Source organism: Okeania sp. SIO3B5 (assembly GCF_010692555.1).
Classification (GTDB): domain Bacteria; phylum Cyanobacteriota; class Cyanobacteriia; order Cyanobacteriales; family Microcoleaceae; genus Okeania.
The window spans coordinates 1-26650 of sequence record NZ_JAAHHG010000019.1 but is presented as its reverse complement, the minus strand read 5'-3'; the positions used below and the strand labels follow the sequence as shown (position 1 = coordinate 26650).

Sequence of the window (26650 nt, the reverse complement as noted above, 5' to 3'; positions counted from 1 at the left end):
TTAGCATTTGGCGCACTTACCCATGAGTTAAGTTGGCATTTTTCTCTCCTGACTTGGCAACCATTTAGGATGACTCAAAAGTTGTGAGAAAGATGACGCGATACTCTATATGTGTTCTTCTTCTATTATTAGACTATTTACCGGAAATTACCAGGGATTCTAAAATTTAGTCAATGCACCTTTACAGCTAGAGTTAGTTGCAAGTATTACATTATATTATTTTATATTATTATATCAAAAATTTCATCCACATTTCCATAAAACTTCAGGTAAACTTGAGTCTTGAAGAACTCTAAAATTTTTTAGCAACGCCAAAAATCTCAATCCACCTAATCACTACATTACTTCTATAAGAATGGATTTTTTCCAAATTCACTCTCAGGTTCTTCAGTTGATTCTTCAACCTTAACTGAAGTGACCTTATTTTTAGTTGGGTTACTATCAATTGGTTTATTAGTTTCTTGCTCTACAGTTTCTTCCTCCGAAGTTTCTGGTTCTGTAATTTCTGAATCTTGAGGAAGCTGAGGAACTTTCTCTTTTTCTGGTGGATCTATCTTTTCACCCCCACTTTGGTCATATAAAGTTTCACCTAAAGCAAAAAGCTTTTGCCTAAACTCTTCAATTTCCTGATTTAACTGGTCATAATTATTTTCAGTTTCTGAGCTGACCAAAACTTGCTTCAATTGTTCATAACTTTCTTCAAGTTCTGTTGCTAACTTTTCATCAATAAAATCACCATGTTCTTTAATAGTTGCTTCGTAATTGTATAGAAGAGTATCTGCCTGATTTCTCAATTCTGCTAATTTTTGTTGTTGAATATCCTGTTCCGCATACATTTCTGCTTCTTGTTGCATTCGTTGAATTTCTGCTTCATTCAGGCCACCTGTATTACTAATTTCAATACTTTGTTCTCTACCCGTGCCTAAATCTAAAGCCTTAACTTTAAGAATTCCATTAGCATCAATATCAAAATTAACTTCTATTTGAGGTATCCCTCTAGGAGCTGGAGGAATGCCTTTCAGTAAAAACTTACCCAGACTTTTATTATCTTTAACCATTGCCCGCTCACCTTGAAGGACATGAATTTCTACAGAAGTTTGTCCATCTACGGCAGTAGAATACATCTGAGAGCGACTGGTAGGAATTGTAGTATTCCTTTCTATCACCTTGGTATATATTCCTCCCAAAGTTTCTAACCCTAGGGACAAAGGAATGACATCTAATAGCAAAAGGTCTTTAACTTCACCACTTAAAATACCAGCTTGAATTGCTGCTCCCGATGCCACAGCTTCATCTGGATTAACAGAAGTATCAGGAGTTTGAACGTTAAAATAATTACTTATTGCTGCCTGAACTGCTGGTATTCTGGTAGAACCTCCCACAAGAATAATTTTGTCTATCTTTTCCGGTGTCATACCAGCATCTTTCAGAGCTTGTTCCACTGGTTTAATCGTACTTTGAGTCAGATTTTTTACTAATTTTTCAAATTGAGCACGAGTTAATTGGGTCTCCAAGTGTTTAGGCCCTGTTTCATCAGCAGTGATAAATGGTAAATTTATATTAGTAACCTTGGTAGAAGATAGTTCAATTTTAGCCTTTTCTGCTGCCTCTCGCAGTCTTTGTAGCGCCATTCTATCTGCTGATAAGTCTGTGCCTTCCCGGTCCCTAAACTCCTCTACCAACCAACGGACTACATAATTATCAAAATCATCTCCTCCCAGATGGTTATTACCGGAAGTTGCCTTAACTTCAAATATGCCATCTCCTAATTGCAAAATCGAAACATCAAAAGTCCCACCACCAAGGTCAAAGACCAAAATGGTCCGGTCTTGGTCTTGCTTATCTAACCCATAAGACAAAGAAGCAGCAGTTGGTTCATTGATAATTCGCAGTACTTCTAAACCAGCAATTGTCCCTGCATCTTTCGTCGCTTGTCTTTGTGCATCTGTAAAGTAAGCTGGTACTGTGATTACTGCTTGAGTAACAGATTCTCCCAAATATTTTTCAGCATCCTGCTTCATTTTTTGCAGAATCATTGCTGAAATTTCTTGAGGTGTATAATTCTTACCCCTTATCTGGACATTTACAGTATTATCTTTACCCTTAACACAGGTATATGGAACTCGGGAGCGTTCTTCTTCTGTATCGTCCCATCTTCTGCCAATAAATCTTTTGATACTGTAAACCGTATTTACTGCATTGGTTACTGATTGTCTCTTGGCTAATTGGCCAATTAAGCGTTCGTTCCCTTTCGCAAATCCGACAATACTTGGTGTTGTACGCCCACCTTCTGAGTTGGAAATTACAATTGGTTTGCCCCCTTCTAAGACGGCCACACAACTATTCGTTGTCCCTAAATCAATGCCAATGACTTTTCCCATAGTGCTTCGGCGTTTTTATAGTCAAAATTCTTTTGAGTTTTTTTAGTTAAGTTGTATTCAGAATAGCTCTAGTAATCTTGGTAAAATATTGGATTGACATTTTTACCGAATAATTAAGGTTTAAAGCCTCTCCTTAATAAAGGAGAAAAAAGCGGTCTATCTTCGCAGCTTCCCGAAGGGTGGGATGGCGAGGAGACCTCACCATATCCAATGGATCAAGAGAAGAAAAAATTTTCCTTTTAGTCAATCCTATCCGTTTTCAAGGAGAGGTAATTATTAATTATTAATTATTAATTATTAATTATTAATTATTAATTATTAAAGCCTGTATTTTCTTTGAGCTGATTCTGAATAGCCTGAATACAACTTATTAAGTGTTAAGTGTGGTAATTAAACAAAAATTTGGAAATGCTGTTTAACCTTCTGCATCAGTTTGAGCTTCTTCTGTTGTAGACTCTTCAGGTTCTGGAGCTGTCGCTACTTTTACCATGGCGTGTCGGAGGATACGGTCTCCTAGAGTATACCCCCGAACTAACTCTTCTGTAACAGTTCCTTCTGGATATTCTGTTGTTGCTTCTCGCATTACTGCCTCATGTAGATTTGGGTCAAACTCTTGACCTTCTGGGCGCATAGGAGAAACTCCGAGTCGTTTGAGAGTTTCTACCATTTGCTTATAGACAGTCTGATAGCTTTTGTGGATATTCATTTCTCCATCATTAGCTGGTTTAATCTGGGAACGAGCACGGTCAAAATTGTCAATTACTGGTAATAATTCGATGATTGTGGAGCACTTCACTTGTACGTCTATTTCTTCTTTTTCTTTTTGTGTACGTTTACGGAAGTTCTCAAAGTCTGCTGCTAGTCTTTTGTATTGAGTATCTTTTTCTTCTAGCTGAACTTTGGTAGTTTCTACCTGAGTTTGCAGAGATTCATTTGCCTCTTTTAAAAGGACTATATTCTGTGATATTTGCTCTAAGTTCTGTTGCTCTGTATTTTCTGTATTTACAGAAGCATTATCTTCAGATTTTTCCTCAACATTTTCAAGTTTTTGAGATGAGTCTAATTCTGCATTTTGCTCAACCGCTTGCATATTTTCATGTATTTCTTTGTTTGTTGTTTCTGCTGATGGTATCTCTCCTACCATTTAATTTTCTCCTGAATACTGACGGTTGTTACTGCTTTTTATAGTTTTTTTTTGATTTATTTATCATCAAAAAGCACTATAAAAATACAGACTTTTACTACTATATATGATTATGATTACCTTTTAACTTATTAGTTATCAGGTTCTTTGAGGGCAAAGCTTACACATTATTAGCAAATACAGTAGTTTAAAGAAATAAATTATAGAGTACTTGATTTTTCAGAAAAATACCTAATTAATTTCTTTACTAAAAATTTACTAATATTACTCAATTAAGTCTATATAGCAATCCCATTTTATTTGTGTATAAAAATCTTACTGTTTTTAGGGAACAGCGGTCAGACCCCGCGTCGCCGTCAGGCGCAAGGGAATGCTGACCAAGAGAGGGAACAGGGAACAGGGAACAGGTAAGAGTTTCAGTTTTTTTATCTACTTTTTGATTACCCGCAACCAATTTAGGATTGCTATATAACAAATAAAACTATGGCGATCGCTAGGGAATTACAGAGTTTTTGTTAAAGAAAAAGGATTTTTTACATATTTTTAAACTAGCAAAGGTTAAGCTTGTTTAACTGGTAAACTATTAGCATTCGTTTATAATTATAATATAGTTAGTATCTTCTTCAAACTAAGATAGATTGTAGTATTATCCCAGTTACTCGGAGGTACTTCATGAGATTTTAAAAATAAATCATCATCAAAAATAGACTGCCCTAATTATATGGCCTAATGTTTTTCGCAAACATTGTGTCCCTGGATATTTATTGACTCTAGTTTCATATTATACCGAATTATTTCATATTAACCAAAACATTTTTCTGGTCGATATTTTTATCTCGATCATTTGTGGGTTTAATATCCCTCCGTCAACGGGGGTGCTGAAAATTGTTTGGGGTTATTAAGACACAAATCGTCTTGTCGAGGATTATCCATAACTAATTAGACCTTTCCTAGGTCATGCTGCGCAAACAGCATAGCTGCCTTCTTCAAGATTAATCAAGATTAATTAAGCTGCTTATATTTTTACAGTAATATGGTAGTTACTGGCCTTTTAAATATAGACAATCCCTAGATTAACGTAAAAATGCTATTCAAAGACTTAGAGACACAACATTAAAGCATAAAACCGGAAATACTTAATTAAGTAAACTCAGTTAACAACTTGTTAAGCTGGTGTAAATTTTATCAAAAACTTAGGGAATACTTAGACTTAGGAGAACTTAATTTATCAGCCATGGCCCAAACCTCAAGGAACTCACGCACTGCTATAGTTGCCCTTAGTAATCTTTCTCCTTTTGGGAACAAACTGGTTCAGGCAGGCTATGTCAACATTGAACAATTCAAAAAATGTCAAGTTGAAAGCCGTAAATCAGGTAAATCTTTGACAGAGATACTGGAAGCTCTGACAGGACAACCTTTACCTGCTGAATTACTGAGGCATTATAAAAAGCAGCAACTATTTGAACTAATGATTTTTCATGGTGTAGCTGCCTTTGACCCAGAAATTACTCAAATTCCACCACAACAAGTATCTTATCTAATCGACAAAGTAATTCCTATAGAAACTTGTCGTCGTAACCGGATGGTACCACTATTTAGCCACGAAACTCATTTGGCCAATCAGTTAGTCCAAGCGGGTAAAATAGATCAAAACCAAATGTTAAAAGTTTTGACTCAAGGCATTGGCTCACAAGGTACATTCGTTGAGGAACTAGAAAGGTTTACTGGAGATTCACTGCCCTCAAATTTGCTGAATGAGTATGAAAACCAGCAACCTTTTGTGATGGTAGGAATGGCCGATCCTGATAACCTCCAAGCTTTAGATGAACTGAAAAATAAAATTCTCAGACATCGTGGATTAACTTTACAGCGTCTGGTAATTACTCCAGAAGATTATCAACACCTAATTAACTACTACTTAGACGAACAAACGAAAAAGGATGCTGTTGCTGCGAAAAAGGCAGAAGAAAAAGAGTTAGAGCTGGAGTCAGGATTTTTTGAGAATCAAGATTTAGAAGATGCTGATGATGATACTGCGGTAGAGGACATAGCACAAAGCATCTCCGAAGCTGAAGATGCTCCTGTGATTAAAGCTGTTAATGTAATTTTGGTGAAAGCTCTGAGTGAGGGGGTATCAGATATTCATGTGGAACCTCAAGAAGAATTTATCAGAATTCGGATGCGTAAAGATGGGGTATTGCAAGAATATTTTCGGTTTCCGAAAAAAGTTATCCCGGCTATTACTTCCCGCTTCAAAATTATCGCTAACTTAGACATTGCTGAACGACGGCAAGCTCAAGATGGTCGTATTCGTAAAGTATTTAAGGGACGTACTATTGACTTCCGGGTAAATAGTTTGCCTAGTCGCTATGGCGAAAAGATTGTTTTACGGATTTTGGACAGCTCTAGTACTCAACTAGGATTGGGTAAGTTAATTACAGACCAGGATACTCTGGCTTTAGTTAGGGAAACTGCTAGTCGTCCATTTGGATTAATTTTGGTTACAGGGCCAACAGGTTCTGGTAAGTCTACTTCTCTATATTCTATTTTGGCGGAACGAAATGACCCGGGGGTTAATATTAGTACGGCGGAAGACCCCATTGAATATGCTTTGCCTGGAATTACTCAGTGTCAGGTAATTCGGGAAAAAGACTTGACTTTTGCTAATATCCTCCGGGCATTTCTACGACAAGACCCTGATGTTCTACTGGTGGGTGAAACACGGGATAAGGAAACAGCAAAGACGGCTATTGAGGCGGCATTAACTGGACACTTAGTTTTAACAACTCTACATACTAATGATGCGGCAGGAGCGATCGCTCGACTTGATGAGATGGGAGTCGAATCTTTTATGGTCTCTGCTGCTTTGTTGGGTGTTTTGGCACAACGTCTAATGCGTCGGGTTTGTAGTGAATGTCGAGTTCCCTATACTCCTGAACCAAAGGAGTTGACTCGCTATGGTTTAGTTCCTTCTCAGGAGCAGGATTATACTTTCTACAGAGCAAACACTATACCACCTGAAGACCGGAAAATATTGGCAGAAAGAGAGGAGCTTTGTAAAAAATGTGGTGGTCTAGGTTACAAAGGTCGTGTGGGTGTTTATGAATTTATGAAGTCTACAGAGCGACTACAAACTCTAATTACTCAAAGAGCGCCTACAGAACAAATTAAGGAAGTAGCAGTTGAGGAGGGGATGATTAGTTTGTTGCAGTATAGCTTGAATTTGGTGCGACAAGGTCATACCACTTTTGAAGAGGTGGAGCGGGTAACATTTACTGACTCTGGTCTGGAGGCAGAAATGAAACGCCAAGCTAAACAGAATCTAGTTTGTAAGTCTTGTAATGCTGAGTTAGAGGCTGAATGGCGAGATTGTCCTTATTGCATGACACCTCGCTTTGAGTAGTTGAAGAAGGAGACAGGAGACAGGAGACAGGAGACAGAATAAATTGCTTATGAATAGTTTTCGACACGCCACTTCCTGTCTTATAACCCCAAAAAATTTTAGGCACTGTGCAAAGGTGGGGATTTATACCCCATAAGGCTTCCAGCCCGGAGCCATATCCGATGAGCAAAGCCAAAAAATTCTACTGACTCGGTCCGACTGACTACTGACTTCCAGTCGTTTTGCTAGCGCACAACTTTCCTAACGGAATGCTACCGCAAACGTTAACGCTCCGCGACATGTAACGCGCAGCGTATCCGTCAGGAGAAGGCTGTTAATTTTTTTAAGTAAAGTAAATACAAAGTTTTTCAGGAGATTTAAATTATGTCTTTTATGATTGAGGATGTCTTGGAGTCCCTTGTAGAGCAGGGCGGTTCAGATGTACATATCCAAGCTCGCGCTCCTATTTTTTTTAGAATTAGTGGTCAACTTACAGCTCAACCACAGTTTGGAGAAAATCTTGAGCCACTGGAAGTACAAAATCTGATTTTCCAAATGCTCAACAATATGCAGCGTAAGCACTTAGAGCAAAATTGGGAACTTGATAGTGCTTATGGTGTTAAGGGGTTGGCTCGTTTCCGTTTAAATGTTTATCGGGAGCGGGGTAGTTGGGCAGCTTGTATGCGTGCTTTGGCTTCTCAAATTCCTAATGCTGATAAGCTTGGAGTCCCGATGATTTTACGGGAGATGACTGAGCGACCAAGGGGAATGTTTCTAGTGACAGGGCAGACTGGATCTGGAAAAACAACTACTATGGCGGCTTTGCTAGATTTGATTAACCGTACCCGTGCTGAACATATTCTCACTGTTGAGGACCCCATTGAATATGTTTTTCCTAACGTTAAGAGTTTGTTTCATCAACGGCAAAAAGGAGAAGATACAAAAAGTTTTTCTAATGCTCTGAAAGGGGCACTTCGTCAAGACCCGGATATTATTCTGGTGGGAGAAATGCGGGACTTGGAAACTATTGCTTTGGCTAGTTCCGCAGCAGAAACAGGTCACTTGGTATTTGGGACTTTGCACACTAATTCGGCCTCTGGTACAGTGGACCGGATGTTGGATGTTTTTCCACCAGAACAACAACCTCAAATTAGGGCGCAGTTGGCTAACTCTATTGTTTGTATTTGTAGTCAAAACTTGGTGAAAAAAGTTGGTGGGGGTCGTTGTGCTGCTCAGGAGATTTTGATTAATACTCCGGCGATCGCTAACTTAATCCGGGAATCTAAAAATGCTCAACTTTATTCTCAAATTCAGATGGGTAAAAAGTTGGGTATGCAGACTATGGAAATGGCTCTTGCCGATCTATATAAAGAAGGAAAGGCTACTTGGGAGAATGTGATGGCTAAAGCGGTAAAGCCGGATGAACTAGAAGCTTTGATTGGTCCAGAACCTAAAGGTGGTAAGGTGGAAAAGGCTAAGGCTCGTCGTTAGGTATTGTTTCAATAATTAATAATTAATAATTAATAATTAACAATTACCTATCCTTTAAAAGAGGAGGCTTTCAACCACAATTTTTTGATAAGTAGGTTGTAGGTAGTACAGGAGTGAGGAGTATAGCAAAATTTCATACAATTTTCCTTTCTCCTCAGCAAAACTTTTGCTTGTAATTATAGCGCTACGCGCTAGGAAACAGGAAACAGAGAATAAGTGAACTGTAAAAGGGTTTTTGCCTGCGGAATTTGTCAGGAAACAGAATTGAACAATGTTTGAACTAATTCTTGTAGTGCTATATGTAAAAAACTTCTTGAGAGGTGGTAGATAAAAAAAGTTTTTTAGCTTAATGTCTGATTTGGAAACAGAGTCAAACTACATAGTAATTAAAAACTTTTTCAACAGCAACTTAAAACAACGCAACCAAAGCTAACAGACATCTTCAGTAATAAAAAATTAAATCAATTATTGCACTATATACATCAATTCTTTCCCCCCTACTCCCTACTCCCTACTCCTTACTGAATAATTAATAATTAAATAATTCTGGTTTAAAGCCGACCCTTTTAAGGGGAAAAAAGCGGTCGAGGGATGGATGGGTTTCCTAACCATATCTAATCGACCAAGAGAAGAAATAATATTTCTTTATATTCAATCAAGAGCAGTTTTAACCATAAGTAATTATCAATTATCCATTATCCATTATCCATTAATGAATCCCTCTTTTCTGGAGATGTCTAATAGTAATTTATTCAAGATTAAATAAATGAGGAAACTAAACTATGACTAGCAATTTAGCCAGTAAAAAATCGAAAGGTGGTTTAGAGGAACGGCTAAAAGAATTTGAAGAAAAATTAAATGTCGCCCTCGCTACAATTACGGTTAAAGATTTAGCTGTCTTTGCCCGTCAATTTGCTGCGATGTTTAATGCCGGCGTGCCGATGGTTAGATGTCTTAAAGTATTAAAAGAACAAACCTCTAATTATAAGATTAAATATGCTTTGAAAATGATTAGTGCAGAAGTAGAAGAAGGCACTGAATTGTCAGAAGCAATGAGAAAACATCCTGCTTGTTTTGATGAGTTATTTCTTAGTATGGTAGCTGCTGGAGAGGTGGGTGGTGTCCTTGATGAAGTGCTTGAACGTCTGGCAGTTATGTTGGAGAAAAATGCTAAGACTTTGAGTGAAATTAAGTCTGCTATGTCTTATCCAAAAACTGTTATGTTTATTGCTTTGGCAGTATTTTTTGGAATGACAACTTTTCTATTACCAACCTTTGCCAAAATTTTTGAAGAAATTGGTACTGAGTTGCCAGCTTTTACTGTGTTTATGTTAGGTATTAGTGCTTTTTGTAGAACTTGGCCTCCTATTCCTCAAGTAACGGCAATAGGCACAATTATTTTTATTTACGTTGTTTATACAATGGTTTATAAAACAGACCAAGGTAGGCTATTTTTTGATAAAATATTTCTGAAACTTCCTATTTTTGGAGATATTATTGAGAAGTCGGCAGTGGCTCGTTTTTGTATGATTTTTGGTACTTTGACTCGCTCCGGTGTACCAATGTTGAAGTCTCTAGAAATTGTGAGAAATGTGGCAGGAAATGCGGCGATCGCTGAGTCTGTTGAGTATGCAAGGCAAGAAATTCAAAGTGGAGGGATGATTAGTTTAGCTCTGCAAGAAAAGCAAGTTTTTCCTGCTTTAGCAGTTCAAATGATGGCTATTGGAGAGGAAACTGGTGAGTTGGATGCGATGTTGATGAAGGTGGGAGCTTTTTATGAACAAGAAGTTGAGGAAGCTGTTAAGTCTTTGACAAGTATGTTGGAACCTTTAATGATTGTTGTTATTGGTGCTATGGTTGGTTCGATTTTGCTTTCTATGTATTTACCTATGTTTAAGGTATTTGAAGATTTGTAGAAGGAAGAAGGCAGAAGGCAGAAGGCAGAAGGCAGAAGGAAGAAGGAAGAAGGAAGAAGGCAGAAGGCAGAAGGAAAAGTATTACGTTGTCTGAGTTTTAAATTTTTGAACTTCTGCACCCTTTCCTTCCACTGCTATAACAACTTGTATTCCCTACTTATCTCCTAATTTTATAGATAAATTAGCTCTATTTTAAATAGTAGAAAATTATAAGTTATATCATGTTCGTTGGTATCGTTTGTGTAAAAGTTAGCGTGAATATCTACAGGGAATTTAAGTTTTTTTTCTTACTCTTTCTTAAGCTTTTTTGCCTGTTCCCTGTTCCCTACCTTTGCTACACAATAGATATCTCCGATAATCAAAAATCCAATCAATTATCGTGCATAAATTATCAATTATTTTCCCCTACTGTACGGACGTTGCATGCAACGTCCCTACTCCCTACTCCCTACTCCCTACTCCCTACTCCCTACTCCCTACTCCCTACTCCCTACTCCCTCTTTTCCAGAGAGGTCTAATACCGATGCTACCGGACATGATATTAAATATAAGAAAAAATTAAAATTATTATGGTTATAAAAAAATCAGATTACGAAGCATTACTAGCAGAATATAGTAATTCACAAGCAACAATTGCACTACTTAAACAACATAGACCATACTTAGAAATGCTTCCCAGTATGCGTCGTCCAGAAGAGAGTTTAGTTGTTATTCCTCTACCTATTATTAGGTTAAGAAAACAGGGTAATGAGTTAGGAGAAACTGTTAATTTGCCTTGCGATTTAGGAATTTTTATGTGCGATCCTGAGTGGAAGGTTAAGACAGGAGCAGAAATTTTTATTTTTATTTATAGACCTCAAGAAGACTTTTCCGATCTAATTAGTCGTTGGCGACAAACTCAGATTTTATTAAATCAGGAATATGAATGGGTAATGCCTCAAGATTATAAACATATTTATTCTCAAGAAGCGGAAGAAGTTTATCCTTTATTTGTTTTATTTTCAGAGACTCCAGAAAGGATTAAAAGAGGATTGATAGGAGCAGCTTTACCTTTCGTTGTACAGCCTACTTTTGATTCGATAGAAATGGAAGTTGAGGAGTCGAATATTGAGATACAGTCAATGTTATCTCAGATGGATGATGGAATTAATGATGGTTAAATTATTAGAAAAATTTTCTGGTTCGAGTAGGTTTTTATAAAGGGTAAATATGGAATTATCATTTTGATAACTAAACCTGCTCTTATTACCAAAACTCTACATTAATTTTTAGGGAGAAATCAAATGTCTCTTTTTTTGTTTGCTCAAGATTAGCGTTCAATTTTCCAACTATTGGAATACTTGGGTTTTTGGGAAGGTTTAAAGAAAACGCTACTTTTAGATTTTTCTGAGATTCTTCAGTGAGACTTAATACAAATTTGTGTTTTTTGATTTTAATTCCTTTTTCTCTTTTAAAAATAAGACCTTTCATATGAGAATCACTGAGCCATTGATTTTCCATCAAGTAACTTCTAGCTTCTCAATTAGCTGTAGAAGTAGTTTCTACTAATTGGGAAGATGATTATGTTGATAAATTTGAGGAATATCAACGTTTGGGAATTTTAGAGTATTGGATTATTGATTATTTAGCTATTGGTGGGAGAAAATATTTGGGAAATCCGAAATTTCCGAGTGTATTTGTTTATATTTTAAATCAGGAAGGTCAATATAATATGACTCAGTTTAAAGGTAATGAAAAAATTGTGTCTTTGACTTTTCCAGAATTGTCTTTAACAGCAGAAGAATTGTTAAATGCTTAATATCATTTTTCGGGTAATTAGGGTTTGCTGAATAAGTCTTTATGGTAAGGTTAGGAGTCAGGAGTCAGGAGTCAGGAGTAATGAGAAACAGGGAATGAGCGAGGAAGTAGGAGTAAGAATTGTTCCTCAATTTTTCTGTCCTTAGTTTGCCTTTTATGAACAACCTTCTCTATAATATCATGTCCGGTTGAATACTTATAAATAAACGACGGAGGAGTCAGGAGTCAGGAGTCAGGAGTCAGGAGGGAACAAAGAAGAAGAAAGAAGCAAGAAGAAAGAATAAAGAGGAGGAAAAAGAGNTTAGGGCCTAAAAAAGTGCGCCTGTTTCAGTTGAAAACGCTCAAAAAGCTAGTATTTTGGGCTGACTATGGCAGAAAAATAAAGGGAAAATTCTTACTCCTACTTCCTCTATAATTCCCCGTTCCTCCTGTCTCCTGTCTCCAGTATAGCTGTCTCCTACCCCTACTAAAAGACTTTTTCAGCAAACCCTAATTAGGATACACTTATCCCAAAATAATATGCAACGCCATATTTTCTTATTTAGCTATAGCTACTCCCACAAGACTGTGCTATCATAAACTAGAGCGTTTCGTTTCTCCTTCAGTTTCTGTTCTTCAATAATTACTGCCTCAATTTCTTCTACAATCTGCTCGGAAACTCCCATTAAACCAGCCATATACCGAACTGCCGCTTTTTCTTGATTATTATATTCTGCATCAGCAGAACAGGCTTTTATTGCCCAATAGATCATGCCTTTTTTCGCTTTTTGTACTATTGAACTACGGCACATTATGTCTACAATATCTTCGTTCGCATCATACGCACTCGCTGCCTCAATCACAGACGAAGGCAATTCTCGGCAAGCAGCAAAACCGATTACATACTCTCGCTCTGGTTCGCTAATGATGTCGTCACCTTTGGTACAAATTAACAATGCCTTTAAATAGTCTAATGCATCTTCATCGCTGATGTAAGTATCATAAGACCAACCCCATTGTTCTTTTACATACCAACGGGAAGCTATTAAAGAATTTTCGTTACTCATATTTTATTTTTCCTGGAAAAACAATAAACTTACATAAACCATCCATAGATTATGTTTTTTGTAAGTCCTGAATTATGTGAAAGATAGTAGCAGCTCTAAATGTATCTGTCAAGAAGGAATTCTTCAAATTTATTTGTATTATTAGAGCCTACTACTGCCCGCAGTCATTTTTAAATAAAAATAATTTTTTAGCAGCAGCAAGACTGGCAATCAACGCAGTAAAATCCAAAATATTATATAATATATTATTGATTTAGTGATTATCCTGATTTTTTTTTATTATTAGATATCTTCAAAAATTAATTTCAAATATTTGTAATTCAAGAGCTAAAACTTAATTCCTGGAGGTGTCTATTTTACATTTAATTGAGTTGTTTATATTTGATTTTTCACGGCTTCAATTATGCTGATTTCTGATTCTGTTGGAACTATTTTAGTGAGTTTGAAGCCCGCCTTTTTCAATAAATTTCTATATTCAGTCTCAGTTCGCTCCCGCCCACCAGGACATATTGTTAACATATTTATATCCATAAATTTACCTGTGCAAGGCTCATTTCCTGGAGGTATTACTATCTCCATCAGTAATAGTACTCCTCGATCTCTCATTGCTTGATAACAGTTCTGGAGAATAGCGATCGCCTCTTCATCACCCCAGTTATGAATGATATGTTTTAGCATATAAGCATCTCCCCCTACTGGCACTGTCTTAAAGAAATCACCTTTTGCTAGTTGAAGGCTATTGCTCAGTCCTATTGTTTTGAGTAAATCAGAGGCTCTGTCAATGACATCGGGTTGATCGAACAACACCCCAGTCATAGTAGGGTAAGCTTCAAGAATAGAAGATAGCAGTTTGCCATTACCACCACCTACATCAACCAATTTACCAATAGATGAAAAATTGTAAGCAGCTAAAATACTAACATTTACAACTCCTGAAAGATCTGTCATCGCCTGATCGAAAGTTTTTGCTGAGGCTGAGTTTTGCTTGAAGAACTCGTAAAAATTCATCCCATACAAGTTCTCAAAAGCGTTCTCTCCTGTCTGTATGCTATACATTATACTTCCCCAGGCTTGATAATGTTCTTCTCCTAACATGATTGCATAGGCTTTTAAGGAGTTAGGAACATCACTTTGCAAATATGCTGCTAGTGGAGTTAGCTGAAAATAGTGAGGCTGAGTTTCTGCAAAAATGCCGACACTGGCTAAAGCTCTTAACAATCGATAAATTGCATCCTTGTTGGTATTAGTGACAGTGGCCAAAACATCACAGTGTTGTTCTCCATCTTTGAGCAGATCGGCAATTCCGAGTTTGGCAGCAATATAAATACACTGTGAAATACGGTAACCTCGAATTGCCTCTAGTAGAGTTGTTGGAGATGGCATTGAATATATATAGTAACAGATAGTGAGTGAATATCAACTATTTTACAAGACTATATCAACCTATTTAGTTACCACAGCAAGGCATTTTTATGAAATACTAAAAAAAAGGGAATAGGAAACAAAAAAAGGGGAAATTATGCTCAAATTTTTCTATAAGGGTTGAGAAAAAAATTAGTCGCAATTTTTCATATAGTTAGTTAGTAAATTGCGACATAAAGAAAAAAAAATCCTTTGCTCCAATGCTCTTAATTTATAAGAAGAGGTAATTCTAAATTCGCGCATTCTAAATTCTAAATTCTTATAGAGTTATTACTTTACCAAAAAATTCAGGTATAAAGCTTCTCCATTCATGGAGAAAAAAGAAAAAAAACCTTTGCTCCAATGCTCTTAATTTATAAGAAGAGGTAATTCTAAATTCGCGCATTCTAAATTCTAAATTCTTATAGAGCTATTACTTTACCGAAAAGTTCAGGTATAAAGCTTCTCTATTCATGGAGAAAAAAGAAAAAAACCTTTGCTCCAATGCTCTTAATTTATAAAAAGAGGTAATTCTAAATTCGCGCATTCTAAATTCTAAATTCTTATAGAGCTATTACTTTACCGAAAAATTCAGGTATAAAGCTTCTCCATTCATGGAGAAAAAAGAAAAAAAACCTTTGCTCCAATCCTCTTATACCAATTTGATAAATGTTTGTTACAAATGGTAGAAGTAAGAAAGAAGGAAGAGGGAAGAAGGAAGAAGGAAGAAATATTGAAAAAAAGGGAAAAAAGATAGATATAACTATCTAAAATGAACTGGAGAAGCTATTTTTAAGCATATCTGATAGATATCTACCTTTTTGTAGCATTCTTTTTTCAAATTGGTATTAATTTATAAAAAGAGGTAATTCTAAATTCGCGCATTCTAAATTCTAAATTCTTGAAGAATATTCTCTCTTCAAATTTAAAAATTCTGTGCTGTATTTATAAAATCTTGATAAAGTTTTAGTGAAGAGATTTTCAAGTTAGAGGAAATTTTATGAAACGTATACTTTCTACTTTGCTAGTTAGTAGTTGCTTATTAACAGGTCTCCCAATTGCTAGCTTGGCTCAAGGGATGCCAGGATTTACATTATTTGGTGGCCCAGATCGAAAAAATCAGTTAAACTTCCGTTTAGATTCTGGTAGGTCCGGGACTTGGGATCGTTATCGACTGCGGATACCAGCAAACAAATTAAATTTAGCAGTTGCCCAGTTATCAATTTTTTATCCCAATTACTACAAAGGTTCATTTGATACTAAGAAAATAGAAATTCGTGTTGGAGGAGGAAATTCAGAAAAACCAGAATCAATACCTATTGATGAAATAGTATGGGACAAAGAAAATAATTTTGTAGAAATTTACCCTGTTGAACCTATTCCTGCGGGTAATAAAATTGAAGTAGTTTTCAGCAATGTCAGAAATCCCAGATTTGGTGGAATGTATCACTTTAATGCCAATATTAGGACTCCTGGTGATGTACCTTTACTGCGTTATATTGGTACATGGCTTTTGACCATAGAATAGAACATTTGACTGAGAAATAGACGATAGATTTACCAAGTTTTACTTAATGTAATAAATGTGCTACTATTGGAGATTGTGACTTTAAATTGTGATTAGATTAGTGGCTAAGGAGTAGAAAAAATGACTCAAAGGACTTTACATGGTACCAGTAGAAAAAGAAGAAGAGTATCTGGCTTTAGAACAAGAATGCGTACTAAAAATGGCCGAGCAGTAATTAAAGCACGTCGGCAAAAAGGGAGGGAGCGTCTAGCAGTCTATTAGAAAAAGAAAATTAGTGGAGGATGACAGAAATAACTAACCAGTTACAAAATCCTAAAAGCCTTACCACTCAATGCTTTTGACTTTTGACTTTTGACTTTTGACTTCCGCGTAGCAGCACTAGAAATAATCCTGATGATTATAGACAAATTTTAGATCATATCACTATGTTGCCTATCGAAAACAGGCTGCGTCATTATAAAGATTTTGGTGCTGTATATCAAAAAGGAATTCGCAAGAATACTTCTTATTTGTCATTAAAGGCTCTGCGTCATCGGCAAGAGCCTAAGTTACCTCAAAGTGCAGATAATTTAGAATCTCTGCGACCTACTAGGATAGGTATTACTATTAGCAAAAAAGTGAGCAAAGGAGCAGTAGTCAGAAATCGAATTAAACGCCAAATTAGAGCAGCTTTACGTCAAATGTTACCATTTATCTCCAAAGGATGGGATATAGTCATTGTAGTTAAACCAACAGCTCAACAGTGCAATTATTCTCAATTTCTGCAACAATTAGAAGAGTTATTGACACAAGTGGAGGTGTTGAATGGGTATTCGAGAGGAAGCCTTTTATGAAGGTGGTCCCCATATAGGAGATTTAATTCTTAACTTATTTATTGGTTTAACAATTATTGGCCTACCTTTAACTGTTGCTGCTATTGTTAGGGCTTTATGGCTACGCTATAGGATTACTAATCGCCGAGTTTCCGTGATTGGAGGCTGGATGGGACAAGATAGAACAGATATTGTTTACTCAGAAATTGTCAAAATAGCAAAAGTCCCCAGAGGATTAGGAGCTTGGGGGGACTTGGTAGTTACTCTCAGAAATGGTACTCGTTTAGAACTCAGGGCAATACCAAGATTTAGAGAAATTGAATCTTACATAACTGAAAAGATGACTGCAAAGGCTCAAAAAACTAATAGTCCTACTAATTGATAGTTATTTAACTATTATTTTTCAAAGCTAATTTTTCTTTCAATTAGCTACTAATATAATATCGACCTAGTAAAAGTTCTTATAAATGACTAATTTATAGTTATTGAACTAGATACCTATATTATATAGTAATCAAAAATTAAAAATAGTCGAAATTAGAAATATCACCAGCCCCAAGGTTGACATAAAATAATGGATTTTGGTATAGGGTTTCTTTCCAACAATATAATGCTGCCGATCCTAGATTTTTTCTACGGGATCGTACCCAGTTATGGTCTAGCGATCGTAGCTTTAACTCTTGTAATTCGCGCAAGTCTCTATCCGTTAAATGCGGGTTCAATTAGGAATATGCGTAAAATGAAAGTGACGCAACCTTTGATGAAAAAGCGACAAGAGGAGATTCAAAAACGCTATAAAGACGATCCACAAAAACAGCAGGAAGAAATGGGTAAACTGATGAAAGAGTTTAATCCATTGGCAGGATGTTTACCACTGCTATTTCAAATGCCTATACTGTTTGCCTTATTTGCAACTCTGCGTGGATCGCCCTTTACTAATATTAACTACACTGTAGATATACAAATATTTCCTCAAGAACAACTAGAGAGAATTCAACCACAAGCTTATACAACTTCACCTCAAAATATATACGTTAATGATGGTGTCCACTTTCCTATTTTGGCCTTGATGCCTAGTGGTAATAAGTTAGTTGTTGGAGATAAGACTCACGTCGAATTTCAAACAGTAGAAGGTAAATCTCTAGAAACTCTGAAACAGGAATATAATCAAACCGAAGTTAAACCTACATGGACTATAACTAAAGGTTCAGAAAGAGTTCAAATCGATGGAGACGGTAACTTAGTAGCTTTACAACCAGGGGATGCTACAATTCAAGGTACTATCCCAGGAATTGCAGCAAATAAAGGATTTCTATTTATTAAAGCTCTAGGTCGTGTAGGTGCCTTTGATGAAAATGGGAAGATTCACTGGGATATATTAATTATGGTGATTGGTTTTGGAGTTAGTATCTATGCTAGTCAGACAATATCAGGTAAAGGACCAGGGGCTAACAATGCTAATCCTAATCAAGACTCAATTAACAAAATCACTCCCTTTTTGTTTTCAGGAATATTTCTGTTTACTCCTTTACCGGCAGGTGTGTTACTTTATATGCTCATAGCTAACATATTTCAAACGGTTCAGGCTTTTATTTTATCAAAGGAACCATTACCTGAGAACCTACAGAAATTAGTAGAAGAGTCACAGCCAAAAACAACAAAAACAGGAAAGGGAAGAGAAGCATTACCCTTTGAACCAGGACGTTCTAAGAAGAAAGCTTAATGCTAGTAATGAACGATAGTTATTATATAGAACAAGGATTAGACCAAGGAAAGCAATGGCTAGAGAAACTGCTAATTTTAGCAGAAATTCCAGCAAAAGTCACAGGTCAACAACAAGAAGACGGCTATTGGTTAATCATAGATGAGACAAATCTGACACCAGAACAAGTTTCTATTCTAGTAGGATTTGATGGTAAAGCAATTGATGCAATTCAGTATCTTGTTAATACAATTCTGAATATAGCTCATGATTCAGAACAGCATTTGTCCTACACTGTGGAAATAGCCGGTTATCGAGTTCGCCGTCAAGAAGAACTCCTATTAATAGCAGAGTATGCAGCCAAAAAAGTACGTTTGACTGGTGAAGAACATGAGTTAACATCTCTATCTTCTGCCGAACGTCGTCAAATACATACTATGCTTCAAGACTGTGAAGATTTAGAAACTTACAGTCATGGACAGGAACCAGACCGCCGTTTAGTAGTAAAAATTAGAAGCTAATGACCAATAGAAAATATTTGGAGAAAAGAATGAGTTATTGAGATTAAAATCATTAGTTAGGTAAAGCCAATTCAGAATTCTATACTCAGAATTCTGAATCGCTGGTATGGAATAAGTGAGGTGAAGAGAAGATGGAAGTAATACATATTCCCAGTCTACTGAAAAAAACTGAACAGACTGAGGCTATTAAGTTTGAGGAATTTATATCAGACTTGGAAACACTGACTCCAGTTAGGGGCTATTTACAAGTAACTCATCATGGAAATTATCTGGAAGTTAAAGGAAAAGTCGAAACAATTATTACTCTCACTTGCGATCGATGTTTAAACCAGTACAACTATAAATTACTGATTAACCCAAAAGAATTAATTTGGCTCAAAGAAATTAAAGAGCAAAAAGATTTATTTTATATAGAAGTAGAAAACTCTGTGGAAGATTTGGTAGAAACTTTACCCCCACATGGATATTTTAACCCTAAAGAATGGATATACGAACAGTTGTGTTTGGCAGTTCCTCCTAGAAAGTTATGCGATAAAAATTGCCAGGGAATTAAATTATCTGAAATAAATGGCTCCTCATCAATTATAGACCGACGATGGGCTGGTTTAGAATCTATTAAGAAACAACTGAATATAAATAATAATTAATAATTAATAATTAATAAATAATAATTAATAATTAATAATTAATAAATAATAATTAATAATTAATAATTAATAATTACCTCTTCTTGATCAAGGATAGGATTGACTCAAAGGAAAATGTTTGCTTGTTTATCCTTTAAAGGAGAGGCTTTAAACCTTAATTATTCGGTAAATTGAATATTGAAGTAATTATAGAATTATCAACATATACTATATAACTGGATTCTATATAACAAAAAAATATTATGAGTTTTCAAGAAGAGTTTGAACTGCTATTACGCTCGCGCTACTCAATAATTTATATCCAGACTAGAGAAGAAGAACGAGTAGAAATTACAATTACTGAATCAGCAAAAAAACAAGGTAATAGAGCAGTTTATATATGGGATTTTGTTGAAGGATATCAAAACAATCCTAATGATACAGGATGGGGAAAAAGAAATCCTCTCCAAGGTTTGGAACTGGTGGAAAAGTTACCAGAATCTGCTCCGGCAATTTTTATTTTGCGTGATTTTCAAAGATTTTTGGAAGATATTTCTATTTCGAGAAAACTACGAAATTTGGCAAAAAAGTTAAAATCTCAACCTAAAAATATAGTTATTCTTGCCCCTCAAATATCTGTTCCAGAAGATTTAACTGAAGTTATCACAATCATAGAATTCCCACTGCCAAATAGTCAAGAAATTGCCCAAGAGGTAGAACGTCTATTAATGGCAATGAGTCAATCTTTAGACAAACGTTTATTAGATGAAGTTGTTCGAGCAGCTCAAGGATTATCTATTGAAAGAATTAGAAGAGTTCTGGCTAAAGCTATTGCTACTCATGGAGAACTACAGCTTAATGATGTTGATTTAATATTAGAAGAAAAACGTCAGACTATCCGCCAAACTCAAATATTAGACTTCTATCCTGCTCGTGAAAATATTTCTGATATTGGGGGTTTAGATAATCTTAAAGATTGGTTATTGCGACGGGGTGGAGCATTTTCTGAAAGGGCGAGACAATATGGTTTACCTCATCCAAGAGGTTTACTTTTGGTAGGAATACAAGGTACTGGTAAATCTCTTACTGCTAAAGCGATCGCTCATCATTGGCATTTACCTCTATTACGTTTGGATGTGGGACGTTTGTTTGGAGGGTTGGTTGGAGAGTCGGAGTCTCGTACTCGACAGATGATTTCTATTGCGGAAGCTTTAGCGCCTTGTGTTGTGTGGATCGATGAAATTGATAAAGGTTTTGCAGGATTGAAAAGTCAGGGAGATGCTGGTACTACCAGTCGAGTTTTTGGTACATTTATTACTTGGTTAGCGGAGAAAACTTCTCCTGTATTTGTGGTAGCTACTGCTAATAATATTCAATCTTTACCGCCTGAGATATTACGAAAAGGGAGGTTTGATGAAATATTTTTTGTTGGTTTGCCTAACCAAGAAGAAAGAACAGCTATTTTTGAGGTACATTTATCTCGGCTAAGACCTCACAATCTCAAAAATTATGATATAAGTCGTTTAGCTTATGAAACTCCAGATTTTTCTGGTGCAGAAATAGAACAATCTTTAATTGAAGCTATGCACATTGGATTTAGTCAAAATCGTGAGTTTACTACTGAGGATATTTTAGAGTCTGCTAGTCAAATTATCCCTCTAGCTAGAACTGCAGAGGAACAAATTAAGTTTTTACAAGATTGGGCAGCAGCAGGTAAAGCACGTCTTGCTTCTAGATATAGTGGCTTAAAAGGTAATTTTTAGTTTAGCAGAAGAAAGAAGGAAGAAGGAAGAAGGAAGAAGGAAGAAGGAAGAAGGAAGAAGGAAGAATAAAATATTTATACCAAATTGATAAATGTTTCCTACAAATAACTTTTAGGTGTTAGGTGTTAGGTAAATTATTAGTTATAATGTATATTCCATAAAATCAAAAAATTCAATCTTTTTTATTATATTTTTCTTTCCCTGTTCCCTGTTCCCTATTCCCTATTCCCTATTCCCTATTCCCTATTCCCTATTCCCTATTCCCTATTCCCTGTTCCCTATTCCCTAGCGCATAACGCCATAAAACTATGAATTTTTATAGCTTCTTCAAATTTTTAGTAGGGTTTATTTTAGCAATACTATTGCTGGCTGGTGCTAGTGCAGCAGCAGTTCTCTACTTTGCAGCAAAACTAACGAAAATGCCTGAAAAACCAATATTTACTAATGAAAAACCTATCGCCCAAAAAGTAAGTACTTCTTCTTCAGGAACTACAAATACAAATTTATCTAATCAATTAGATCCTGGAGCTTACAGAGCTATTGTAGTTGAGCCTATTGGTTTGATTTTACGGGATACTCCTAGTAGAGATGCTAATCGTATTGGTGGTATTTCTTATAAAGAGAAAGTTATAGTTTTGGAAGAAAGTTCAGATAAAAGATGGCAAAAGGTTCGAGTGGATGATGGGAGTAATCGTACAGGATGGGTATCAGGTGGTAATACTGAAAAATTGGAGTAGATTCTCTATTTAGACGAAGTTCAGATATTAAAAATACTCCATAGTTAATAGTTTTGATTTGTGTAAGCATTTCCTGCGGAATGCTGCGTAAACAGCTATTATCTGTCAGCTAGCCTCCTGCGGAGGAACTGCGTTAACAGCAACAAGATTATCTTTTTAAGGACAGTGTTTAAATTCACAACTGACTTTAATGGCAAGGGAAGCAACTTTTGTAGTAAGACAATTAATAAAGCTTTTATCCTAAATTAAAAGTAATAGCTGATAGCTGATGGCTAACTGCTGAATGCTTACTGATTTGTTAAGAAATTTAGAGAAATCTAAATCTTAATTGCAAAATCAGAATAATCCCCATCTTAATTATTAATTCAGTGATAGGTTGAGACAACATTGTTAGTTATGAATTGTTTAAAAAATCTATCTGGGATTAATAATTATGTACAAAAATCGTTCAAACCGTGACCCATTAGTTGCTGCTGTTACTGCTGCTTTAGGAGCTGGTGTAGTGACTTCCTTTGCTGTAAGTCAAGGTCAACATCCTTTAACTGCTTTAGGAATAACTATTTTTGCTGCTTTAGTAGCTCTGATTTTTGACCGTGCAGGTTTAGTTTAAGCATTTTTTATACAATAAAATGATAGAATTTTGTAAGCATTTCCTACGGAATGCTTACAGAATTTTAGATAGGAAAGTTTAAATTAAATAGGACTTACGCAGATACGCTATATATAGTACCCATAACTATTGTCCAATAGTTAGTGGACTCTATAAATAGTGTCTTTGCGTAAGTCCTGTTAAATTAACCTGTATATGTTCTTTACAGTAGGCTATTGTACTAATAATTTGATACCCTAATAGCTGTTTAAGAACTAAGAAAGCATAAATTAAAATAGAGAAGTCTTTCAAGCAGAGAAAAATGCCTCTCTGTTAAAGTAAGCATTCAGCAGTCAGCAATCAGCAATCAGCTTTAGAATTAAAAGTATGAGTAATAGAATTGCCCATTACTTAACCTTAAGCAGTAAGCGCGAGCCACATCTACATTTATCTCCATATAGTTGAAAATGTAGTAGAAGTTAAACGAGTACTTGCTTCATTCATTTTTATTGCGCTCGAGCTGATAGCTAATAGCTGAATGCTTACCTGTTAATAGGAAAAGTTGTTTGAAGATTTGAATCTATTTTTGACCAAAAAATAAGGTCTCAAGCCTCCCCTTGGCTGCGCCGCGAGCTACCGCTCTACAAGGGAATGAAAAAGCGGTCGAGGGATGGCGAGGAGACCTCGCCATATCCAATCGACCAAGAGAAAATCAAGTTCCATATTTCAAGCCTCTGACTTTCCTGCGGAATGCTGCGCAAACAGGCAGAGGTACTGATAACTGATAACTGATAACTGATAACTGATAACTGATAACTGATAACTGATAACTGAAATGACTGTAGATTGAAACAGGCAAGTAATCAATTTCATGATTTTGTGCAGCTTTACATGAAATTGGTATAACCTATGTTAAGATAACAAAAGAAATCAATATAGCTTGTTAGTATTAAAATTTTAAAGTCACCCAGGAAAATTTATGGAATCCCTTGCATATATAGAAGTTTTTCTGGCTAATCAAGAAAACAAAGACTTCAAACTTATTGAAGGACTTAACTGGAACAAACTGTCTAGCTTCGCTTACATAAACTTTTTATCAATAATGATGATTAATTTAATTATTATTGATTCTAGTTGGGCTAGAAGGCCAGAAATTCCTGGTCCTGAAACAAATAGTTATTTTAATAGCCAAACATACCAAGGACAAACAGCAACAAACTCTTTTTTTTCTGGTACTTCTAGCTTTAGACCAGAAAGCAATGCAATTCTTTCCCCTAATAGTGCAGTCTATCTGAGACGTGGAGATAAAGCCACAACAGTGACTGCAGTTCAAAGAAAACTGAGAGAGTTAGGCTATTTTTATGCCAATCTAACTGGTTATTATGGTCCTATTACAGAAAGAGCTGTAAGACAATTCCAGGAAGACAAGGGTATTGCAGCTACAGGGCAAATTGAACCTACTACTTGGTCATTACTATTTGCAGGTAATAGGTCTAAGCAAATTAATTCTTCCCTATTAAATTCTTCAACAAGAGTATTATATTTTGGACAAGTTAGCCCTCAAGTAGCAATTATTCAAAGAAGGTTAGCAGAACTAGGGTTTTACAGAGGTCCCATCAATAGTATTTATGACCAAAATACTAGAACTGCAGTTATCAGATTTCAAAATGCTCACAGAATTACGCCTACAGGTCAGGTAGGTATTACCACTAGAGAATATTTGTTTGGTATTAGACCTGTTCCTGTGGAGAGAGTATTTCTTCGACCTGGAGAAACAGGTCTAGAGATAGGAAGATTACAACAACGTTTAAAAAGTTTAGGTTATTATCAAGGACAAATAACTAACTATTTTGATCGAAGTACTGAGATAGCAGTCATTGAATTTCAAAAAATAAATAGAATTACTCCTACAGGTATAGTAGGACCAACAACTCAAGCATTTCTATTTAATCCTAGTCAAGTTCTGCCCCCAGGTCCTGTGTCTTATTCCAGGGAAAACTACACTGCTAGGCAATACTCTTACTCAAGTGTCCTCAGAAGGGGCGATCGAGGTTTGGCTGTAAAACAACTCCAGATTTTATTAACAAGATTGGGTTATTATCCTGGTATCGTTGATGGTGTCTTTGGACCAGGGACTGAGTTTGCTGTAAAATGTTTTCAGCAAGATGTGGGAACAAACGCCAATGGAATAGCTACAAGAAATACATTACAAGCTCTAAGACACCCTACTGCGATCGCTCCCAGTAATTCCCATCACCGAGCTACTTATATCGGTAGTACAGCAAATGTTTTAGAACTACAAAAGAGACTTCGGGTACAGGGACTTTATTTTGGTCCATTGAATGGTGTTTACAACTCACAAACAAGAGCAGCAGTGGCGAAAGCTCAAATGCGTTATGGCTTAAGTGCTAAAGATATTGAAAACTAATTAGGGTTTGCGTATGGAAAGTTTTTTAGTAGGGGTAGGAGACAGGAGACAACCCACCCCTCGCCCCTCCCCCTCCGGTGGAGGGGAGGGGAAGACAGGAAACAGGAGAAATAGGAATTTAGAAGAGGTAGGGGTAAGAATTGTAAGAACGATTTTTCTGCCCAACTATGCGCCTAAAATACTAACTTTTTGAGCGTGAAGAGCTGAAAACCAAGGTATTTCAGACCATAAAAGTCTAAAGTCTTTGTATGTCAATGCTTTTAGATTTAATCAGCAAGCCCTAATTATTTACAACTGATAACTGATAACTGATATTACCCCACTTAGAAATTAAGTAGGGTTGTTTATTTTATTATTCAGAGTTTTTTATCTCAACGTTGGTTAGTGTGTTAGTATTAAATAAGGCTGCTGGGCTAGCAGTGTCAGTCTGTGGAGCGACCGTAAGACCAGAAAGAGGTTTGGCCTTGGAGGCAGGTGCTATGTTAGCGCAGCTCCTCTGTCAAGAGGAAGCAGAAAGTCCTAGTCCGCGAGGTTTAGGAATCCCACGTTGTCGCCCCATGCACAAAGTTGGGAGGATGTCAATCAGATTGTTCTGCATCTGCAAGTGCTCGTGGACAAGACCATTCACAAGATACGAGAGAAGGCCAGCCCATTCTTAGAGCTTCAAAACAAATTGTATGAATAGTTAATTGACAATCTAATAGATGTAACCCAGATTTTTCTGTCTGCTTCAGACCAATTTTTAAAATAGAATCATTCTTAAATTCAACAGTTTTATTACATTGTACGCAGACAAGATGGTGGTGATGATGAGGATAAGGTTGATTTATCTCATAATGTTTATGTCCCTCCGCTAGTTCTAGTTCTCGTAGAATTCCCATCCTTGCCATTAACTTTAAAGTTCTGTAAATGGTAGAGAGGCTAATTCTTTCACCCCGATTTTGTAGCATATTATAAAGATCCTCGGCACTCAGATGATTGCCTTTAGGAAGATTTTGAAAAACGTGCAAAATGGTCTCCCGTTGGGGAGTCATTCGCCAACCTTTGTCATTTAGTTCTGCTTTAAATGAAGATGGTGTATAAAGGGCCACGGTATTTTATCAAAAATGTATGCCTATTGATAATCATACACAATAACTAAACGATTGTCAAAAAAAGATGTTATTGAAAATTGGCTTCTCTACTAAAATTTTGCTGTGCTGGAGATCATGGGGAGATGGGGAGATGGGGAGATGGGGAGATGGGGAGATGGGGAGATGGGGAGATGGGGAGATGGGGAGATGGGGAGATGGGGAGATGGGGAGATGGATTTGATATAAAGTATCACTTTTAACTTTTAACTTTTAACTTTTGACTTTTGACTTTAGTGAATGGGGAGATGGGGAG

Annotated in this window: 21 protein-coding genes and 1 pseudogene; 16 read left to right on the top strand and 6 right to left on the bottom strand. The window is 36.2% G+C overall.

Annotated elements, in window-relative coordinates; all coding sequences use genetic code 11:
* Positions 1-347: 347 nt before the first annotated feature.
* Together dnaK and grpE are read right to left on the bottom strand one after the other, a co-directional pair.
* Positions 348-2381, bottom strand: coding sequence for a molecular chaperone DnaK (gene dnaK / locus F6K54_RS04355; protein WP_293074993.1), 2034 nt, complete (start codon positions 2379-2381; stop codon positions 348-350).
* Positions 2382-2796: 415 nt separating this feature from the next.
* Entirely contained in the window at positions 2797-3525 is a 729-nt protein-coding gene (gene grpE, locus F6K54_RS04350) for a nucleotide exchange factor GrpE (RefSeq protein WP_293074990.1), read from the bottom strand.
* Between the two features lie 1234 nt (positions 3526-4759).
* On the opposite strand from grpE, the gene F6K54_RS04345 reads away from it, so the two are divergent.
* From F6K54_RS04345 to F6K54_RS04330, 4 genes are all read left to right on the top strand, one after another.
* Positions 4760-6928, top strand: coding sequence for a GspE/PulE family protein (locus F6K54_RS04345; protein WP_293074987.1), 2169 nt, complete (start codon positions 4760-4762; stop codon positions 6926-6928).
* A 363-nt stretch (positions 6929-7291) separates the two neighbouring features.
* A complete protein-coding gene (locus F6K54_RS04340) occupies positions 7292-8398 on the top strand; it encodes a type IV pilus twitching motility protein PilT (RefSeq protein WP_293074984.1) in 1107 nt (368 codons plus the stop codon).
* Positions 8399-9180: 782 nt separating this feature from the next.
* The gene (locus F6K54_RS04335; RefSeq protein WP_293074981.1) at positions 9181-10314 is read left to right on the top strand and encodes a type II secretion system F family protein; all 1134 of its coding nucleotides are present in this window, start codon (positions 9181-9183) and stop codon (positions 10312-10314) included.
* A 569-nt stretch (positions 10315-10883) separates the two neighbouring features.
* A complete protein-coding gene (locus F6K54_RS04330; protein ID WP_293074978.1) occupies positions 10884-11474 on the top strand; it encodes a hypothetical protein in 591 nt (196 codons plus the stop codon).
* Positions 11475-11559: 85 nt separating this feature from the next.
* On the opposite strand, the gene F6K54_RS04325 is transcribed toward F6K54_RS04330, so the two are convergent.
* Positions 11560-11814, bottom strand: a complete 255-nt coding sequence (locus F6K54_RS04325) for a hypothetical protein (protein ID WP_293074975.1) — start codon at positions 11812-11814, stop codon at positions 11560-11562.
* A gap of 31 nt (positions 11815-11845) precedes the next feature.
* Here F6K54_RS04325 and F6K54_RS04320 point away from each other — a divergent pair.
* Positions 11846-12112: pseudogene (locus F6K54_RS04320) on the top strand (Uma2 family endonuclease); the annotation flags it as partial.
* Between the two features lie 550 nt (positions 12113-12662).
* Here F6K54_RS04320 and F6K54_RS04315 read toward each other — a convergent pair.
* Both F6K54_RS04315 and F6K54_RS04310 read right to left on the bottom strand, forming a co-directional pair.
* Entirely contained in the window at positions 12663-13157 is a 495-nt protein-coding gene (locus F6K54_RS04315) for a hypothetical protein (RefSeq protein WP_293074973.1), read from the bottom strand.
* Positions 13158-13532: 375 nt separating this feature from the next.
* A complete protein-coding gene (locus F6K54_RS04310) occupies positions 13533-14540 on the bottom strand; it encodes a methyltransferase (RefSeq protein WP_293074970.1) in 1008 nt (335 codons plus the stop codon).
* 1018 nt (positions 14541-15558) lie between these two features.
* On the opposite strand from F6K54_RS04310, the gene F6K54_RS04305 reads away from it, so the two are divergent.
* The 11 genes from F6K54_RS04305 (at position 15559) to F6K54_RS04255 (ending at position 25264) form a co-directional block, all read left to right on the top strand.
* On the top strand, positions 15559-16086 hold the full coding sequence (locus F6K54_RS04305) for a DUF2808 domain-containing protein (protein WP_293074967.1): 528 nt from the start codon (positions 15559-15561) through the stop codon (positions 16084-16086).
* A gap of 120 nt (positions 16087-16206) precedes the next feature.
* Positions 16207-16347 carry a 50S ribosomal protein L34 gene (gene rpmH, locus F6K54_RS04300; RefSeq protein WP_293074964.1) on the top strand — a complete coding sequence of 47 codons (141 nt, stop codon included), beginning with the start codon at positions 16207-16209 and terminating at the stop codon, positions 16345-16347.
* 164 nt (positions 16348-16511) lie between these two features.
* Positions 16512-16919: a ribonuclease P protein component gene (gene rnpA, locus F6K54_RS04295; RefSeq protein ID WP_293074961.1), complete on the top strand. Its 408-nt coding sequence runs from the start codon at positions 16512-16514 to the stop codon at positions 16917-16919.
* Complete coding sequence (locus tag F6K54_RS04290) at positions 16891-17280, top strand: PH domain-containing protein (protein ID WP_287273983.1); 390 nt, start codon at positions 16891-16893, stop codon at positions 17278-17280. The genes rnpA and F6K54_RS04290 overlap by 29 nt, the downstream gene beginning before the upstream one ends.
* Before the next feature lie 192 nt (positions 17281-17472).
* A complete protein-coding gene (yidC, locus tag F6K54_RS04285) occupies positions 17473-18621 on the top strand; it encodes a membrane protein insertase YidC (protein ID WP_293074958.1) in 1149 nt (382 codons plus the stop codon).
* Entirely contained in the window at positions 18621-19121 is a 501-nt protein-coding gene (locus F6K54_RS04280) for a R3H domain-containing nucleic acid-binding protein (protein WP_287273987.1), read from the top strand. Before yidC ends, F6K54_RS04280 begins: the two co-directional genes overlap by 1 nt.
* A 131-nt stretch (positions 19122-19252) precedes the next feature.
* Positions 19253-19768, top strand: a complete 516-nt coding sequence (locus F6K54_RS04275; RefSeq protein WP_293074952.1) for a DUF177 domain-containing protein — start codon at positions 19253-19255, stop codon at positions 19766-19768.
* Positions 19769-20010: 242 nt separating this feature from the next.
* Entirely contained in the window at positions 20011-21510 is a 1500-nt protein-coding gene (locus tag F6K54_RS04270; protein WP_293074949.1) for an AAA family ATPase, read from the top strand.
* A 308-nt stretch (positions 21511-21818) separates the two neighbouring features.
* Positions 21819-22247, top strand: coding sequence for an SH3 domain-containing protein (locus tag F6K54_RS04265; RefSeq protein WP_293074946.1), 429 nt, complete (start codon positions 21819-21821; stop codon positions 22245-22247).
* 433 nt (positions 22248-22680) lie between these two features.
* A complete protein-coding gene (locus F6K54_RS04260; protein ID WP_202220239.1) occupies positions 22681-22857 on the top strand; it encodes a hypothetical protein in 177 nt (58 codons plus the stop codon).
* Positions 22858-23815: 958 nt separating this feature from the next.
* Positions 23816-25264, top strand: a complete 1449-nt coding sequence (locus F6K54_RS04255; protein WP_293074936.1) for a peptidoglycan-binding protein — start codon at positions 23816-23818, stop codon at positions 25262-25264.
* Between the two features lie 578 nt (positions 25265-25842).
* On the opposite strand, the gene F6K54_RS04250 is transcribed toward F6K54_RS04255, so the two are convergent.
* Complete coding sequence (locus F6K54_RS04250; RefSeq protein WP_293074933.1) at positions 25843-26355, bottom strand: transcriptional repressor; 513 nt, start codon at positions 26353-26355, stop codon at positions 25843-25845.
* Positions 26356-26650: the final 295 nt, after the last annotated feature.